The sequence below is a fragment of the Paenibacillus wenxiniae genome (assembly GCF_039822605.1).
GTDB classification, from domain to species: Bacteria; Bacillota; Bacilli; order Paenibacillales; family Paenibacillaceae; genus Saccharibacillus; species Saccharibacillus wenxiniae.
Genome location: NZ_JBCGUH010000002.1, coordinates 21,849 through 38,553 on the forward strand (window position 1 = coordinate 21,849; position 16,705 = coordinate 38,553).

13 protein-coding genes and 1 pseudogene are annotated in these 16,705 nt (G+C 45.1%); 12 read left to right on the forward strand and 2 right to left on the reverse strand.

Features of this window, described 5'->3' with window-relative positions; translation table 11 throughout:
* Positions 1-215 precede the first annotated feature (215 nt).
* The 7 genes from AAHF22_RS03390 (at position 216) to AAHF22_RS03420 (ending at position 7,735) form a co-directional block, all read left to right on the forward strand.
* Complete coding sequence (locus tag AAHF22_RS03390) at positions 216-1,178, forward strand: acetylxylan esterase (protein WP_347323568.1); 963 nt, start codon at positions 216-218, stop codon at positions 1,176-1,178.
* Positions 1,179-1,486: 308 nt separating this feature from the next.
* On the forward strand, positions 1,487-2,062 hold the full coding sequence (locus AAHF22_RS03395) for a DinB family protein (protein WP_347323569.1): 576 nt from the start codon (positions 1,487-1,489) through the stop codon (positions 2,060-2,062).
* Between the two features lie 442 nt (positions 2,063-2,504).
* Entirely contained in the window at positions 2,505-3,131 is a 627-nt protein-coding gene (locus tag AAHF22_RS03400) for a YdcF family protein (protein WP_347323570.1), read from the forward strand.
* 979 nt (positions 3,132-4,110) lie between these two features.
* A complete protein-coding gene (locus tag AAHF22_RS03405) occupies positions 4,111-4,740 on the forward strand; it encodes a hypothetical protein (protein ID WP_347323571.1) in 630 nt (209 codons plus the stop codon).
* A 53-nt stretch (positions 4,741-4,793) separates the two neighbouring features.
* Positions 4,794-5,534, forward strand: coding sequence for a spermidine synthase (locus tag AAHF22_RS03410; RefSeq protein WP_347323572.1), 741 nt, complete (start codon positions 4,794-4,796; stop codon positions 5,532-5,534).
* 115 nt (positions 5,535-5,649) lie between these two features.
* Entirely contained in the window at positions 5,650-6,600 is a 951-nt protein-coding gene (locus tag AAHF22_RS03415) for an AraC family transcriptional regulator (protein ID WP_347323573.1), read from the forward strand.
* Positions 6,601-6,757: 157 nt separating this feature from the next.
* Entirely contained in the window at positions 6,758-7,735 is a 978-nt protein-coding gene (locus tag AAHF22_RS03420; protein ID WP_347323574.1) for an SDR family oxidoreductase, read from the forward strand.
* Between the two features lie 182 nt (positions 7,736-7,917).
* Here AAHF22_RS03420 and metE read toward each other — a convergent pair whose 3' ends face one another.
* Complete coding sequence (gene metE, locus AAHF22_RS03425; protein ID WP_347323575.1) at positions 7,918-10,206, reverse strand: 5-methyltetrahydropteroyltriglutamate--homocysteine S-methyltransferase; 2,289 nt, start codon at positions 10,204-10,206, stop codon at positions 7,918-7,920.
* A 479-nt stretch (positions 10,207-10,685) separates the two neighbouring features.
* Here metE and AAHF22_RS03430 point away from each other — a divergent pair, with 479 nt between their 5' ends.
* From AAHF22_RS03430 to AAHF22_RS03450, 5 genes and pseudogenes are all read left to right on the forward strand, one after another.
* On the forward strand, positions 10,686-11,288 hold the full coding sequence (locus AAHF22_RS03430) for a hypothetical protein (protein ID WP_347323576.1): 603 nt from the start codon (positions 10,686-10,688) through the stop codon (positions 11,286-11,288).
* A gap of 208 nt (positions 11,289-11,496) precedes the next feature.
* Positions 11,497-12,390 (forward strand): NAD-dependent epimerase/dehydratase family protein, encoded by an 894-nt coding sequence (locus tag AAHF22_RS03435; protein ID WP_347323577.1) that lies wholly within the window; start codon positions 11,497-11,499, stop codon positions 12,388-12,390.
* 193 nt (positions 12,391-12,583) lie between these two features.
* Positions 12,584-12,973 (forward strand): hypothetical protein, encoded by a 390-nt coding sequence (locus AAHF22_RS03440; RefSeq protein ID WP_347323578.1) that lies wholly within the window; start codon positions 12,584-12,586, stop codon positions 12,971-12,973.
* Between the two features lie 1,029 nt (positions 12,974-14,002).
* A pseudogene (locus AAHF22_RS03445) lies at positions 14,003-15,469 on the forward strand (aldehyde dehydrogenase family protein).
* Between the two features lie 224 nt (positions 15,470-15,693).
* Positions 15,694-15,837: a hypothetical protein gene (locus AAHF22_RS03450; protein ID WP_347323579.1), complete on the forward strand. Its 144-nt coding sequence runs from the start codon at positions 15,694-15,696 to the stop codon at positions 15,835-15,837.
* 200 nt (positions 15,838-16,037) lie between these two features.
* Here AAHF22_RS03450 and AAHF22_RS03455 read toward each other — a convergent pair whose 3' ends face one another.
* The gene (locus AAHF22_RS03455; protein ID WP_347323580.1) at positions 16,038-16,391 is read right to left on the reverse strand and encodes a winged helix-turn-helix transcriptional regulator; all 354 of its coding nucleotides are present in this window, start codon (positions 16,389-16,391) and stop codon (positions 16,038-16,040) included.
* Between the last annotated feature and the right edge of the window lie 314 nt (positions 16,392-16,705).

Below are 16,705 nucleotides of genomic sequence, written 5' to 3' on the forward strand. Positions count from 1 at the left end.
ACCCGACAGCTTAGTCTCGGGATTCAAAGTATCGGATACAGCAGCATGAGCTATTCTAGTGTGAGTGGTCGATATCAATAAACCGAATCAACAGAAAGACAATAGTAAAAAACCAAAATATACAATAAGCTAGCAAACAAGTACAATAGAAACCGGATACAGTACAACCATACCTATGATTTGTGATTTTGGATCGATTTGAAGGAGGAACTCATATGCCAGATATGCCACTTACACAAATGAAAGAGTATAAAGGCAGCAGCCCCAAACCTGCTGATTTTGACGAGTATTGGAAGCGAGCACTGGAGGAATTGGATCGCCAGCCGCTTGATTATGAGCTAGTACGAGCGGATTTTCAATCGCCACTGGCAGAATGCTTTCATTTGTATTTTACAGGAGTCGGTGGAGCTAGAGTACATGCCAAACTCGTTCGTCCGACGGAACGTTCTAATGCAAAGCGGGGACCCGGGCTGGCGATGTTCCACGGCTATACTGGCGATAGTGGAGAGTGGTTCAACAAAGTTAACTATGCCGCTCATGGTTTTACCGTACTGGCACTCGATTGCCGCGGCCAGGGAGGTCTTTCGCTTGATCCTGTCACCATTAAGGGCACAACCGTCCGCGGTCATATTATCCGCGGCATCGACGACCCTGATCCAGATAAGCTGTATTATCGCAATGTATTTCTCGATACCGTACAAACCGTACGTATTCTGATGAACATGGAACATGTCGATGAGAATCGTATCGGTGTATACGGTGAATCTCAGGGCGGCGCACTGGCTACCGCCTGCGCTGCATTGGAACCACGCGTCCGCATCGCTGTGCCTGTCTATCCGTTCCTGTCCGATTACAAACGAGCATTTGAAGTCAACCCAACGACATCTGCCTATGAAGAACTCGTCTATTACTTCCGCAAGTTCGACCCGAACCACCTGCGTGAGGACGAAATTTTCAATAAACTGGGCTATATCGACATTCAAAATTTGGCAGATCGTATTCAGGCTGACGTGTTATGGGTAACTGCCTTCAGCGACATCGTCTGCCCACCATCTACACAATTTGCAGCCTACAATAAAATTGAGTCTACTAAAGAACTGCTCATCTACCACGAATACGGTCATGAAGAACTTCCATATCTGGGTGATAAGGCACTCAGCAAGCTGATGAATTTATAAATATCTTATACTTACTAAGGTATAGATTGGAGCATCGGAGCATCAACCACTCTGGCAAGGACATAAGGGGAAAGAACGATTTTGGCAAGGCGGGAATCTACATTGTATTCCTAATCCGTAGATTCCCGCGGCTCCACGGAGTCTGTCCGCTTATTGCTTGCCGGAATGATTCCTGTCTGCCCAACACATGATATTGCCCCCCAATCCGTTAACATTTATGTAAACAATTATCCCAAAAAGGACATGGATTATTTACCAGAAGCTGGTGTACACTATGTTCATACTTTCATTTACAAGGAGGAAAGAATATGGAAAACGCCAAGTTTGGTTCGCTGTTTTTGGAAATTTCCGTCCAACGTATGTGTGAGCTATATCGCAATAAGTTTAGCGCAGCTTTGGAGCAGTTGACTACCGAGCAACTGTGGATTCAGCCCTATGACGGTGCCAATACGACAGGTGGCATTGTGCTGCATGTGATTGAGCATATTCATCGTAATGTGCTTCGTCTGAATGAACGTGAAAGTCTGCTGCCCTCCGGCTTTTCCAACTATTTCCCCGATACGTATGAGTCGCCGCAGATCATTATGGTGCGGCTGGATACCGAACTGTCGTTATGGCGTGAAACAGTCAGCCGGCTGATGGAAAATCCGACCACCATTCAATCTGATCATATGCATGATATTTATCACCTGGTGGAACATACAAGCTATCATCTCGGTCAGTTGTTAGATCGTACACGTGCTGCAACCGGAGTCGAATTTGATTTTGCGCAAAATGGCTTGAATGAACGCAATCTGCGTAGCAGTATTGAACACAATCGCCGTCGTCAGGAATTTATAGCACGTAAACATGCAATGGCAATGTTACCAACCGAAGCGCTATAAAGCAGCGTAAACACAAAGAGGGTACTATTTTCTATGTAACGAACTTCTATGTACCGCACTTTTATGTACCGAAATTCATCCACTACCGAGCAGTGGATAGCTGTTCATCTCACGACGAACTACAGAAGGAATGATTATGGATAGAACGGACAATTTCAATATAATTCTAGTCTGCAATGGAATGGCATAAAAGCCTTAGACTGCTCTCATGAAAACAATGAGCAAGCTAAGGCTTTTGTGTTGCATAGATGACCGCAATTCCTTACACGAGCATAGCAATACTAACGGCTACAGATACAAGCTCGACTTCCGATTGCAATCAAGCCATACATACTGGATAATACAATAGACTGTCCTGCACATATACTGCCTACTTTTAATGCGGTAAAATACATTACTGTCATTTTCTACACGATACCGAAATAAAGATATGGAGAATGAAATGTCTGAATCTAAACAACATCAACGACGCTTATATACCAAAATGGCTATTCGCGTCATCCTTACGTTAGTGATTGCTTATGTCGTCCTATTTGCCTTTTCCGCGTATACGATCTGGACGTTTGGTCAGAAAAATGAAGTGGCCACGACAGATGCAGCGATTGTGCTTGGCGCAGCTGTAGATGGGGATCAGCCGTCACCTGTATTCCGCGAACGTATTCGGCATGCCGTCTGGCTATATAAGCAGGAGCTGGTGCGTAACATTATTTTCACAGGTGGAACCGATCATGCCAGTCAACCGAGCGAAGCTGAGGTAGCGCGTCGTTACGCAATAACGCAGGGGGTAAAAGAGGACGATATTTTCACCGATACGACCTCACGTTGGACGACTGAAAATATACAGCATGCCGCAGCGATTGCTCGCAGTCATGGTTGGCAAACATTCACCCTTGTGAGCGATCCACTGCATATGAGACGTGCCCAGTTGATTGCCGAGACGGAAGGACTCAAAGCGTATTCTTCGCCAACTACGACTTCAGCATACACCAGTCTCAGCACGCAGATTCCATTTTTGCTGCGTGAAACGTTCTTTTATACCGGATATTTAATGACGATACCGTTTCGCTGAGTTCCGTTTAGGAGCGGCAAGAAATGATGAGCACCTGAATGTACAGCACATAACGAGATAGGTAGACAGACTATAAGTAGGGTAGACGAGTTAGAAGACGAGTAGAGTAGAAAACGACGGTATCGATAGCTGTAAAAGAGGCGATGGAATAAGCCGTAGCGAAGATACCGAGAGCATATACCAGGAGAAAATATCAATAAGAATGACGGCAAACGAGATGCTTCTATATATTGTCTACTTGAAATTAATTTTTAAGTGATCGCTTTCAAGTGATCATGAATACACAAAGAAAAAATAAAGATAGAGACAAAAACAAAAACTTATCGCAAAAGCACCTGCATTGGATCGCGACTTTCAACCCTGAGAGTTGGCGAAAGTAGCAGGTGCTTTTTGATGAGTAGCGATAGGTATTATCCGATTGATCTTACTGCTTATAATGATCCTCACGGTTCCATCGTATCATTATGCCATTCCAGTAATCGTTTCGCATTGTTATGACCACTAACTACGAGCCAGCCGACATTGTCATTTTGCATAATCAGCTTACTGTCCAGCGGAACAGATTCACCGCGTTTATTCAGATAAAAGTTAAATCGATATTTAATTTACGTGAAATAGAGCATTTCGTTTAGACAGGCGTATTATAATCGCTAATTAAACAAGCACAGTATACGCCAGTCATGTGTTAAGCTGATTGATGCAAGAGATGGGCAGGGTAATTAGAAACAGAAAGCGAGATGCAGTATAGCGATGTAGAAGATGACAATGTATCAAAATGTACAGGTCAGTAGATTGCCAGTCAGAGGGCATCCATTAGATTTTTTGGAGTGGCTTTTCTGTTTTTTCAAAGAGTTTCTACAAAGAGTTTCTACAATGTAGCAAAAATACGATTAGTTCTAACTTTATTGCCTGGAAATCCAATTACGTAGTACATTTTGATTCTATCCTCATTCATCCCATTTCAAAGGAGCACGATATGATGCGTTATATTTTGCTGGTCATCTGGCTTGCTTTTATCGGATATGCTCTATTTTTCACACCGGATACGGGAGGTGCTGATCCTTATTTGCGTTCCTTGCTCACCTTGCAATCTAAAGAGCCTTCCTTAATGGCGATGTTCTCCTTGCTCGGTTTATATCCGCTATCATATGCCTGTTTGTTGCTGCGCGGGGATGATCGCCGCGTTCCGGCATGGCCTTTTGTGCTCGGTTCATTTGCGCTTGGAGCGTTTGCATTGCTGCCTTATTTTATATTAACAGCGTCAGGTCGCTGGGCAGAGCATCGCCCTCGTATTCGCACGGCTCGTTCGATTCGTGGCAGTGTAGAAGGTGCTGCAACGCATTGGATTTTGCTACTTATTACTGTAGGGGTAATTGCATACGGATGGATAGGTGGTCATAGCGTCGCCTATGCGCAGGCATTCAACAGCTCATCGTTTGTGCATACGATGACGATTGATTTTGTGGTTTTGACACTTTTATCAGTATACGCAATTCATCAGGATCAGCGAGTAACAAGGCAGCCAGCAGGTATAATGTGGATCGGTCTTATTCCGGTGATCGGACTGCTGCTATATGTATGGCGGACGAGAGAGCCTGTGCGTTCATAATGTAAACAATAGATAGAGAATACTATAATGATATCAAAGGAGCGTCTACATCAGTGAAAGTTCTGCATCGTGAACAGAGTCAATACGAGCAGATTGTCGTATATGAAACCGATCAACTTTATGAAGAAAAAGGTCATTTTCGCGTATTACAATTTGCCAATGCCGATATCCAGGGAGCGCTTGATCTTCATCATCCGCAGCGGATTGTATTTGAGTATCCACGCGCGATTATTCATCTGCTGGAGCATAATGTGGAGGATTTACAGCGGTTATTTATTATCGGTCAGGGGATTGGCACGCTGGGTCATTATTTTGCCGATCGTGAAGTACAGATTGCCGAGCTGGATGTGGCAGTGGCGCGTGTGAGTGTGAATTATTTTGGCTGTGATGCGGATTCGATTCTAATCGGTGATGGGCGTGATATTTTGTCCCTACAACCTCAGCAGCATTATGATGTGATTGTACTGGATGCATTTAGTGAAGAGGGAACACCGCTACATCTCGTTTCGCTAGAATGTTTGTATATGATGCGTACCAAGTTGCATGATTCCGGTTATATCATTATGAATCTGATCGGACGGGGACCGAATGATATGCGGATTCATGCGATTTATACTACACTATGCGAAGTGTTTGAACAGGTGCAATGCTTTCAATTGCCAGTTGAAAAGAATAGCGATGTGCGCAATATTGTTATGATGGCAGGCAATGATCCGATCCGCTATCAATTGCGACAGATGGCAGGCTTTACGATGATGCAGCCGGAACTGGCGTATATTTTGTATGATAAATAGACCAACGGTTCAGCTGTACTTGCATTTCAGCGGTACATTTATTCGTTCAACCGTACCTGATTCCGGCATGACATTTGCCCAATAAACCAAGTCGTAATCGATATAAGGAGACCCTATGACAAATAGTGTTCATTCGCATTCGATAGCAGCTCCGCCAGCACTTACCGAAATGGAAACGATTGTATGTCGCATGAATCAACTTGCTGTGCGCGAAGGAAGTTATGCGTCTGCACTGGAATGGTTGTATTTAAATCGGTACTCACAGTCACAATCTACCGAACAATTGTATGCGATGAATTGGCCGATTGTAGGCATTGCTGTGCAGGGCGGCAAACGTATGCGTGTCGGTGAGCAGAGTTTTACATATGGTGGAGCGCGCCTTTTTGTAGCACCGGTGTCGCTTCCGATTACGTTTCAGACGATGCAAGCGAGTATAACGGAACCATTTCTTGGCATCGGCCTCTATCTTGATCCGCAGCGAATCGCTGAACTGGTTCCGAATGTGTATCCGCAAGGATTACCTCCTATGGACAAACGCGAAGCTGGCTATGTGATCGATGCGGATGCTGCGCTGTTAAATGCAGTAGCACGATTGCTAGAATGTTTGCAAGATCCAGGCGATATGCACCTGTTAGCACCATTAATACGCGATGAGATCTATATCCGCTTGCTGCGCAGTTCAGTAGGCGTGTATATAGCTGAAACGGTATTCGCTGATTCGGTCGTGCAGCGGATGGTACAGGCTATTTCATGGCTACGTGACCATTATGATCAGCCATTTAAAGTACCGGAGCTGGCAAGTCGGATTCATTTGAGCGAATCGGCTTTTCGGGAACAATTTAAGGCAGTGACCGGTTTCAGTCCGCTGCAATATCAGAAAATGCTGCGTTTGCAGGAATCACGGCGTTTGATGCTATCCGCAGGTATGGACGCAACTAGTGCAAGTCGTATGGTAGGCTATGTGAGCGATTCTCAGTTCAGTCGGGATTATAGTCGATTGTTTGGCGATGCACCGAGTCGTGATATTGCCCGTCTGAAAATGGGCAGTCGCCCTGTTGTCCGTTGAATCAGGCAAACATAGTGTTAAAATGTGTAAATATGCACCTTATCCTCCTCCTATAATGTAAGAAAAGAAAGCCAACCGCTGCATTGTCTATACATGTGGCAGTTGAGCCTAGCAGAGAAGTGGTATCGTAAACCCGATATCATAGGAGGAGCATCGTATGCGTGTACTCGTTACAGGAGCAAGCGGCTTTATCGGTTCAGCCATTATCCAGGAATTGATTGCAAACGGTCATGAAGTAAGAGGTCTTGTCCGCTCGTCAGAAGCAGCAACAGCATTGCGACGTCAGGGAGTGGAAGCGATTCAAGGCTCGATTGAACATACCGCTATTTTACGTCAAGCGGGGCAGCAGATGGATGGTGTTGTGCATACTGCTTTTTTTCATTCATTTGCTCATGCAGGCTGGCGTGCCAAGCTGCGCATTATGTTTGGCGGGCACTTCAAGCATGCACCTGTACGGTTTATGAAAGCGGCGGTACAGACTGATCAACATGTGATTGAAACGATGGGGAACCTATTATCGTCTTCCGGCGGTTCGTTGGTCATTGCGATGCCAACGATGACGATGACTGCTGGGCGGCTAGCTTTAGAAGAACATGCAGCAGATGTTCAGTCGGTGGGCGGGCCGCGTGCTGCTTCGGAACATACGGCGCTGGCGATGGCACAGCGCGGTGTGCATGCTTCTATTGTACGACTTCCGCCGATTGTATATGGTGAAGGTGATCGCGGAGGACTGTTGCCCTCGTTAATTCAAAGCGCACGAAAGGCAGGAAAGTCTGCTTATATCGATGATGGTAGCAACCGCTGGGCATCGATTCATCGGTTGGACGCTGCCCGTGTATTCCGTCTCGCTTTGGAAAAAGGTAACGGATCATCACGCTTTCATGCAGTCGCAGATGAGGGCATCGCTTTTCGTAAGATTGCCGGTTATATCGGAGACTCCTTGCAATTGCCGACTGAAAGTCTAACGACAGAGCAGGGAAATGCACATTTCAGCTGGTTGTCTTCTTTTGCAGCGACCGACAATCCGGTATCGGCGGATGCAACAATGAAAAGCTTAAACTGGCGACCAGAGCAGCCTTCTTTACAGGACGAATGGGCAAAAGGATATTATATTCAGTCTAGCCGCCAGCGATAATATGCAATAGATTGACTACTAAATAATTGAACGGCAAAAAGAACTACAAAAAACGATAAAAAGAACAATAAGAGAAAAAATAACATTGATTCTAAAAAAGACAATAAAAAAACCGACAATGACGAATATCGTCGCTGTCGGTTTTTTTGTGTACTTTTACTTTTTACTGTATAGACGATGACTTACACATTCACTTCAACTTCCTGACCAAGTTGACGACGAATATCGTGAGCCGCTTCCACCATCAGTTTCAGCGCAGCGACCGTTTCTGGATGCTGACGCGTTTTCAGACCGCAGTCCGGGTTGATCCAGAACAATTTCGGATCAAGTACACGCAGGGCGCGCTCGATTAGCTGTACGATTTCTTCTTTGGCTGGTACACGTGGGCTATGGATATCGTATACGCCAAGACCGATTCCTTTGTCATAGCCATGTACTTCAAATGAAGAGATCAATTCGCCGTGGCTACGGGATGTTTCGATCGAGATCACATCCGCATCCATCGCTTTGATCGCATCGATAATATCATGGAATTCCGAATAGCACATATGTGTATGGATTTGTGTCGTTTCTTTCACCGCAGCGGTGGAGAGACGGAACGAACCGACTGCCCATTCCAGATACTCCTGCCATTTGGAACGTTTCAGTGGTAAGCCTTCACGCAGTGCAGGCTCATCGACTTGAATCATTTCGATACCCGCCGCTTCGAGCGCCAGAATTTCATCGGAGATCGCGCGTGCAATCTGGTACGATACCTGACTACGTGCAATATCGTCACGTACAAACGACCAGTTCAGAATCGTAACCGGACCTGTCAGCATGCCTTTGACCGGCTTGGAAGTGAGGGATTGTGCATATTTCGTTTCTTTGACCGTCATCGGTTTCACAAAGCTGACATTACCGTAAATAACCGGCGGTTTCACGCAACGGGAACCGTATGATTGTACCCAGCCATTTTTCGTAAATGCAAAGCCATCCAGCTGCTCACCGAAAAATTCAACCATATCTGTACGTTCAAATTCACCATGTACAAGCACATCAATACCAAGCTCTTCCTGAATATCGATCCACTCGCGGATTTCATTTTCAATAAATTGCTCGTATTGTTGTTGCGACCATTCACCGTTACGCCATAAGCGACGGGCACGACGAACTTCAACCGTTTGCGGGAAGCTACCGATCGTTGTTGTGGGCAATACAGGCAACTGCCATTTTTGCTCATGGATGCTGCGACGCTCTTCGAATGGTACATTACGAGTAGCCGAATGATCAGTATGCGGCTCTTTGGCTGTGCGCCATGCAGAGGACGCGAGACTGGATACCGCTTTGCGGCTTTGCTCCAGTTCTTCCTGTACAGCCGCTCCGCCCGCATTCGCAGCGCGTGCCAGCAATGCCAGCTCGCCCAGCTTCTCATCGGCGAAAGCAAGCGCATCACGCAATACAGGTTCCAGCGCGGTTTCATGCTTCGTTGTTACCGGAACGAGTTGCAGGCTGCAAGACGGTTGAAGCAGGATGCGGTCACGGGATACCGTTTGCGCGATCACATTAATTAGACCGAGCTTTTCCTCCAGATTCGAGCGCCAGATGTTACGTCCATCGATCAGACCGACACCGATCACTTTATCTTCTGGGAAGCCCCAGTCGTCCAGTGCGTTCAAATTTTGCTCCAGACCGTATACAAAGTCGAGACCAATACCCTGTACAGGCAGCTCGATCAGCTTGCCGAAGCCGTCTACACCTTCAAAGTACGTTTGCACGAGCAAGTTGCTTGTACCAGAAGCTTCATTTAGCTTAGTATACGCTTGTTGTACAAGTTCCCACTCTTCTGCCGATACGTCCAGTGCGAGAGAAGGCTCATCGATCTGAATCCAGTTTGCGCCAGCTTCGTTCAGCTCGCTCAGCACCTGTGCATATAATGGAACGAGTTTGTCCAGCCAGGCTGCCAGTTCATTGTTTTCATAACCTCTGGACAATTTCAGGAATGTAAATGGCCCTACAATGACCGGTTTACCTTCGATACCGAGTTCTTTTTTCGCTTCCAAATATAATTTCAGCACGCGGTTTTCCGTCAATTGAGGAGTTAAACCGTTTAGCTCTGGCACGATATAATGGTAGTTGGTGTTAAACCATTTGACCATCGCGCCTGCCGCTGCATCCTTCGTACCGCGAGCGATGCCAAAGTATTGCTCCAGCGTCACCTCTCCACCTGTATAGCCGAAACGGGAAGGTACAAGTCCGAATGTAACCGCCGTATCAAGCACATGATCGTAATACGAGAAGTCGCCAACCGGGATCAGATCGATGCCGGCTTGTTGCTGCTTACGCAGATGATCAAGGCGAAGTTCTTTCATCGTTGCCAGGAACGTTTCTTTATCCGTTTTACCGCTCCAATAACTTTCCAGTGTCTTCTTCCATTCACGCTGTTCGCCGAGGCGAGGGTATCCGAGGTTACTGCTGAGAACTCTTGGCATATTCATTTCCTCCTAAGTTTTGGACTGCGCTGCAATCGCTTGAGTTGTTTATCATATTACATGATCCTGCGTAAATGTGGTTATACGTTTTGGCTATACCATTTAATGGTATTGAACTATACCAGGCCGATTAGTCGGCGAAAAGGCTGTAGCTACGCGCTTTTTGAGGAATAGAAACAAACAAATCGGCTATTCCGATATGACCGATTTATATGGTTGGTTTTATAAACGGCTATTTGGGAAAATGGTTGGAGGATGGTAATATAGTAGAGTTCCTGCCCTTTGAAGACGTTTCGTACCTAGCAGGTTATAGCGATAGCATATAACAGACGATAAGCTTCGTTATACGGGGATCAAAATGTGCTAATTGTAGATGTCGGCTTTGCTATCTATCGTATATTCATATTCAAGTACATATGGAAAGATAGCAACGGTATGGCATCTTAAACGGAGGGCGAAGAGGCAAAAGGGGGATTAGCATGAGTTTTATGTATTTTTTCTGGGGATTTTTAAGCCAATGGGCGCTGGGACTTGTCACATCCGCATTCAGCACTTCCGGTATGACAGGATCGTGGATTGATCAGGTTCCGCTGCTGGTCGGTTATTTGTTCCATTTTATCGGCTTTATGAAGTTAAAACCTGCTAATGTAGCCTTTGGCAAAGGAAGCATTAGCGCGCTGGTCTTGATTTTACTGTCTATTGTGCAAATGCTGTTACCAGTGAACAGTACACTCACCAGTCAGCCGTGGTGGGGCAGTGTGCTGACCGTTATCGTCATTGTGCCGGAAATGTTTATGATCTATTATTTGTGCCGTGGAATTGGCGAGCTGGCAGAAGCACAGCGGCGTCCGAATTTACGAGAAATCGCAGCACGTCGCTGGCGGTTATTCGTGTATTGCCAGGTAACGATTGCACTTGCATTAGTAACGAGCATATTCGCAAATCCAAGCGAGCCGAATGCGTGGGGGGTTGTAGCGGGTATACTTAGTATTGTCTATGTCATCCTTAATCTGATTGTGTATATTATGTTGCTTACGTTCACCTGGCGTACCCATAAGGAACTGGAGCTTGATTCATTGTAAGTAGGATCGTACTGGAACAACGGAGTAGCAGTGGATGGTACATGCACCTGCTCGGAAAGTGATTGATTATAGTTATCATTTTATCAACTTATTGCTATCGTTCTCTCAACATATAGCTAAAGTTCTTTTAACGAAAACGTAGCAAAGGATCAAGACGAACGATAGCAAAACGACATCCATTATCATCCAACTGGGAGGTTGAAGTGTTATGGCAAAAGTATTAGTCATTGGTGGTACCCGTTTTTTTGGCAAAAATTTGGTCGAGCTACTGCTATACCGCGATCATAACGTTACTTTACTAACACGCGGTCAAACAAATGACCCATTTGGTGATCAGATTCAGCGACTGGTAGCCGATCGTACGGATGAAACTGCCTTGCGGCAAGCCGTTGGTGAACAACAGTATGATGTCGTATATGACAATATCTGTTATACACCGCAGGAAGCATTAGCTGCATGTCGTATTTTTAGCGGTCAAACGAAGCGGTATATTGTCACTTCATCGCTGTCGGTATATTCGTTTGGTCGTGATCCGCTCCAAGAGCAGGATGTGGATACGAAGCAGATGTCGATCAATTATGATCCAGAAGCCGAATTTGATTATGCAGAAGGCAAGCGTCAGGTGGAAGCTGTCTTTTTGCAGCAAAGCGATTTTGCGGCAGCGGCTGTACGTTTCCCAATCGTACTCGGCCCGAATGATTATACAAAAAGATTGCATTTTCATGTAGGACGCGTGCTGCGCGCGGAGACGATTGTCATTCCTAATCCCGATGCACAGATGAACTTTATTCATGAAGAAGAAGCCGCGCGTTTTCTATACTGGCTTGGTTTGGATAGCGAGTTGACAGGTCCAGTCAACGCTCGTTCCGAAGAGGAGATTACACTCGTTGCGCTCATAAATGAAATTGAACGTCAAACGGGCTGTCGTGCAATTGTGAAAAGCAAGGGTGAAGAGGCGGATCAATCACCATTTGGCGTACCGGACTCATGGATCATGGACACGTCGCTGGCGTTTCATGAAGGATTCCGCTTCTACCGTTTATCCGAGTGGTTACCGGAACTGATCAGTTATATAGCCGCAGAGGAAAAGGGCGAACAGTAATCTGTATTCATTCAAAATTAAATTTGATCCCAGCAGAGACTCTGCATATTAATGCATAGTGTCAGTACGAGATCGACTGTACACGAGACTGACTTTAAATATACAAATATACTGCAAATAGCAAATCCAATTTAGACGTTATGTATGCTGTATAAAATATAAAAGTAGGAGACAGGAAGGAGGATGGTTGCACATGAATAAACCAGTTATACGCAATGATCTATTTGCAGCAGATGTACCGCTCGTGGATGGGACTATTGAGCATGTCGCTTTGCTACGCGACCATACCAAAGTGCATTTTCGCACCGAGCAGGGAGAGCAGGCTATATTTACATTTCAGCAGACAGTAGGCGTATGGGATCGTCGCGCAGTAGGGCAGGAGATCGGCGGACTGTCTACGCTTCCTGTAGCATTAGCTAATCTGTACCTGAAAGAACTATTGTATAACGATGTGGAATTTGGCGAGCTAGATCAACAGACACTGGATAGCGTATCGGTGTATTCGTTTACAAATAGCTGGAGCGAAATGCCGATTTTGGAAATCGCGGCGGTTGAAATGTTAGTGCAGCGAGGCGGTTTATAAAGCGAGTGGATTGGATCGAATCGTAAAAGTGGCAGTAATTGTTGATCGATATAAGACTGCTACAAAACCGTTACAAAACCGCTGTAAGAAAGCTAAAAGATCGTTAGCTGTAAAAAAGCTAAAAGATTGTTAAAAGATAGTTGAAAGATCGCTAAGAGATCGCTAAGAGATCGCTAAGAGATCGCCAAGAGATCGCTAAGAGATCGCTACAAGGCTGCTATAACACTGTTTAATCCTTAACCTATCGTATCGAATGAATATGCAAATTATCCAAAATTCGTATAAAATCGATACAGCAATCAATGAAATCAATATAGAAATCAATGCAAAAAGCAGACTGCTTACAGGTCTGCTTTTTTATGTTCATTCCATTGCTTTTATACATTCGCCAGTCTCTATTTTCGCGTATATTTATCCCAATTAAGTGGCCTCCCAATGAACTGAAAATAAACTAAAAACGAATTATATACGGACTAAAAGTGAATTAAAAACGAATTAAAAACAACCTGTAAATCAACCTCAATATCAACCTCAATATCAACCAATTCACCTACCAAAAATTAGCTATGTACAAAACAATAGGATGTTTGTTTTTCCAACGATCCGGTTAAAGGATACCCAGACGCCTTGTTAGTTGCAAATGGTTAGTTACAAATTTGCATAGAGCAGAACCTTGCAAATAAGGCACAAGAATCCAGCATGTCGGTCACCGAAACGCTACTTGTATATCGAAACGCTACTTGTATATTTTTAGCCAATTGAGTATAACTTTAGCCGATTGAGCAGATTGTACAGCTTCAGCATCTTGATCAGCGATACCGATCCAATGAAATAACTCTGGTAACTAAAGTTATAGCAGCCGAAGTTATAACAATTGAAGCTGTCGCAAGAGCACAAGAGCACAAGAGCACAAGAGCACAAGAACACAAGAACAAACCAATAGGAAGGATTGCCCGTTTCCGATAACAATTGCGAGCAATCACGACTTATTATGGCGCATCCGCATGCTAATCATAGGAGGAAAACAACATGACACTCGTACAATCGAAATTTGCAAAATGGAGTAAACAATATATTGCAGGTGAATGGATCGATGGCAGTTCGGATAAAACGGTGAAAAACATTAACCCATACAATGGCGAACTGCTCGTCGAAATGCAGGCATCCAGCGAAGAGGATCTGGATCGCGCCTATCGTACAGCCGAAAAAGCAGGGAAAGAATGAGCGAAAACGCCGCTCGCGACCAGAGCACAGGTAATGTATAAAGCCGTTGCCCAGTTAGACGAGCGCAAAGATGAAGTGATCGAGCTGCTCATCGCCGAATCCGGCAGTACGCGTATTAAAGCAGAGCGTGAATGGGCAGCGGCAAGGCGTGTAGTGGAAGAATCCGCCTCGTTCCCTTATCGAATGAAAGGCGAGATTATCGGCTCGGATATTCCAGGTAAAGAGAATCGTGTTGTACGCGAGCCAAAAGGCGTGATCGGTATGATCGGGCCGTGGAATTTCCCCTTGCATCTGTGTCTGCGCTCGGTTGCACCTGCACTAGCACTTGGAAATGGTGTTGTCATTAAGCCTGCATCTGATACGCCAATTACAGCCGGACTGCTCATCGCAGATATTTTTGAACAATCAGGCTTACCTAAAGGTGTGCTCAGTGTTGTGAGCGGCAGCGGTAGCGAAATTGGCGATGCGTTTGTGAAGCATCCAACGCCGAAACTTGTATCCTTTACCGGCTCGACTGAAGTAGGACGCGGCATTGGCAAACTGGCTGGCGAGCATTTGAAAGATGTAGCGCTGGAGCTGGGCGGAAACAATGCGATGATCGTGCTGGACGATGCCGATCTGGATCGTGCGGTCGAAGCCGCTGTATTCGGCAAGTTTTTCCATCAAGGACAGATTTGTATGGCGCTCAACCGTATCATTATCGATGAATCGATCTATGATGCGTTTACAGAGAAATTTGTAGCGGTTGTACAAAAATTGCCTTATGGCGATCCTTCGCTAAAAGAAACAGTTGTAGGTCCGCTCATTCACGAGAAAGAAGTAGAGCGCCTGCTGGGTGTTGTGGAAAAAGCACAGGAGGCAGGAGCAAAGCTACTATATGGTGGCAAGGCAGAAGGCACTGTGTTACAACCAACGGTACTGAGCGAAGTGAAACCAGACAGCGACGCTGCTCAAAATGAATTGTTTGGTCCGGTAGCACTGTTGATTCGTGCCAAAGATGAGCAAGATGCGATCCGTATAATGAACAATAGCGACTACGGCCTTAGCGGTTCGGTATTCACAACGAATCTGGAACGTGGCTATGATGTGGCCCAGCAGATGGAGACAGGCATGATTCACGTCAATGATCAATCGGTCAATGATGAGGCACATGTGATGTTTGGCGGCGAAAAGGCATCGGGTGTCGGTCGTTTTGGCGGAGAATGGGCGATTGATAAGTTTACACGCACCCGTTGGATTAGTATTCAAAAGCCGTATCGTGACTTTTTCTAAGAGGGTATTTGCGTAATTGCACCGTCTCGGTAGCTTTGTTTATGGGACTAGAGTCAGTCCAGTAACATGCAAAATTAGGACCCACCTCTATACGTAAAACACCGAGAAAACGGTTTGAGCATAGGCAAAAAAGGTTATTAAAGAATACCGGAAATGAACAGCAACTATTATGCTCACATTACCGGAATCAAGAGATTGGCGAAAGAATAAAGGAGTGAACGGGCATGTCTATCGATCGTTTTATTTTAGAAAAATTAAGAAATGCTGATCAGCATACACGTACGAATTTGTTGCGTTTATTCATTATTCGTATTCGTCGAGCAGAAAAAGTAGAAGCCGGCAGATCAAGGCAACCCGTTAGCCACTAATCGCACTCTCTATGACCTTCTAATTCAACCATGCCTTCATCGAATATCGGAATCGTTGCCGCATTGTGATAGACGTCCGGGTGTACCAGCGTATCGCAATAGCACATAAATAGAATGGCTAGTGCTGTATTAGCCATAGCAAATAACCGGCTTCCTTATGGAAACCGGTTATTTGTTGTACATTAACGTATCGTCGTTCATTAATTGGCAAGCTCGCTATAGGCCTCTTCTTTGCAAGTAGAAGCAGGTTCTACCCAATCCTGGGACCAATCTTGAATGCCACGGATGACACTTTCAAGTGCAAGACCCTTCGAAGTCAATTCATATTCAATACGCACGGGAGTCTCCGGATAAACATGACGAACAACCATGCCTTCATGTTCAAGATCCTTTAGACGCTCGGATAGCAGACGGCCGCTTACAGGCAAGGACGACTGAATGGAGCAAAAGCGCTGTGGACCATTAAGCAGTTGATAAATAATCAGACCATTCCAGCGTTTACTTAAAATTTGCATCCCTTTTTCAAATCGGGGACAAAGCATTGAAGTATCCATCTATATCACCTCTTTTGTAGTTCTATTATAACACACAATATACATTTGATACAGACTAACCTTTTTGATATAAGATAACTTTTTACGTATCTCTTTTAAAAAGCTATCAAATTACTTAAAGTCATATTGTGTTCAATTGGGTTTGATTCAAAGTAGTTAACATGGAGTTTACGTACACAATTATAATTTGACATAAAAATACCGAACTCCTGCAATAGTTAAAAAATCGCTGGAATTCGGTGTCATGATTATATGTACTATGGACGAGCTGGATCGTGAAAAGGGTTCTAAAAACAGAAAGGGCCGTGTGCGGA

Excerpts from the sequence above, each read along its gene's own strand:
- AAHF22_RS03405 (WP_347323571.1), top strand. The coding sequence starts at position 4,111 with ATGCGTTATATTTTGCTGGTCATCTGGCTTGCTTTTATCGGATATGCT.
- AAHF22_RS03435 (WP_347323577.1), top strand. The coding sequence starts at position 11,497 with ATGGCAAAAGTATTAGTCATTGGTGGTACCCGTTTTTTTGGCAAAAAT.
- metE (WP_347323575.1), bottom strand. The coding sequence starts at position 10,206 with ATGCCAAGAGTTCTCAGCAGTAACCTCGGATACCCTCGCCTCGGCGAA.
- AAHF22_RS03415 (WP_347323573.1), top strand. The coding sequence starts at position 5,650 with ATGACAAATAGTGTTCATTCGCATTCGATAGCAGCTCCGCCAGCACTT.
- AAHF22_RS03395 (WP_347323569.1), top strand. The coding sequence starts at position 1,487 with ATGGAAAACGCCAAGTTTGGTTCGCTGTTTTTGGAAATTTCCGTCCAA.
- AAHF22_RS03455 (WP_347323580.1), bottom strand. The coding sequence starts at position 16,391 with ATGGATACTTCAATGCTTTGTCCCCGATTTGAAAAAGGGATGCAAATT.
- AAHF22_RS03430 (WP_347323576.1), top strand. The coding sequence starts at position 10,686 with ATGAGTTTTATGTATTTTTTCTGGGGATTTTTAAGCCAATGGGCGCTG.
- AAHF22_RS03420 (WP_347323574.1), top strand. The coding sequence starts at position 6,758 with ATGCGTGTACTCGTTACAGGAGCAAGCGGCTTTATCGGTTCAGCCATT.
- AAHF22_RS03450 (WP_347323579.1), top strand. The coding sequence starts at position 15,694 with ATGTCTATCGATCGTTTTATTTTAGAAAAATTAAGAAATGCTGATCAG.
- AAHF22_RS03400 (WP_347323570.1), top strand. The coding sequence starts at position 2,505 with ATGTCTGAATCTAAACAACATCAACGACGCTTATATACCAAAATGGCT.
- AAHF22_RS03440 (WP_347323578.1), top strand. The coding sequence starts at position 12,584 with ATGAATAAACCAGTTATACGCAATGATCTATTTGCAGCAGATGTACCG.
- AAHF22_RS03390 (WP_347323568.1), top strand. The coding sequence starts at position 216 with ATGCCAGATATGCCACTTACACAAATGAAAGAGTATAAAGGCAGCAGC.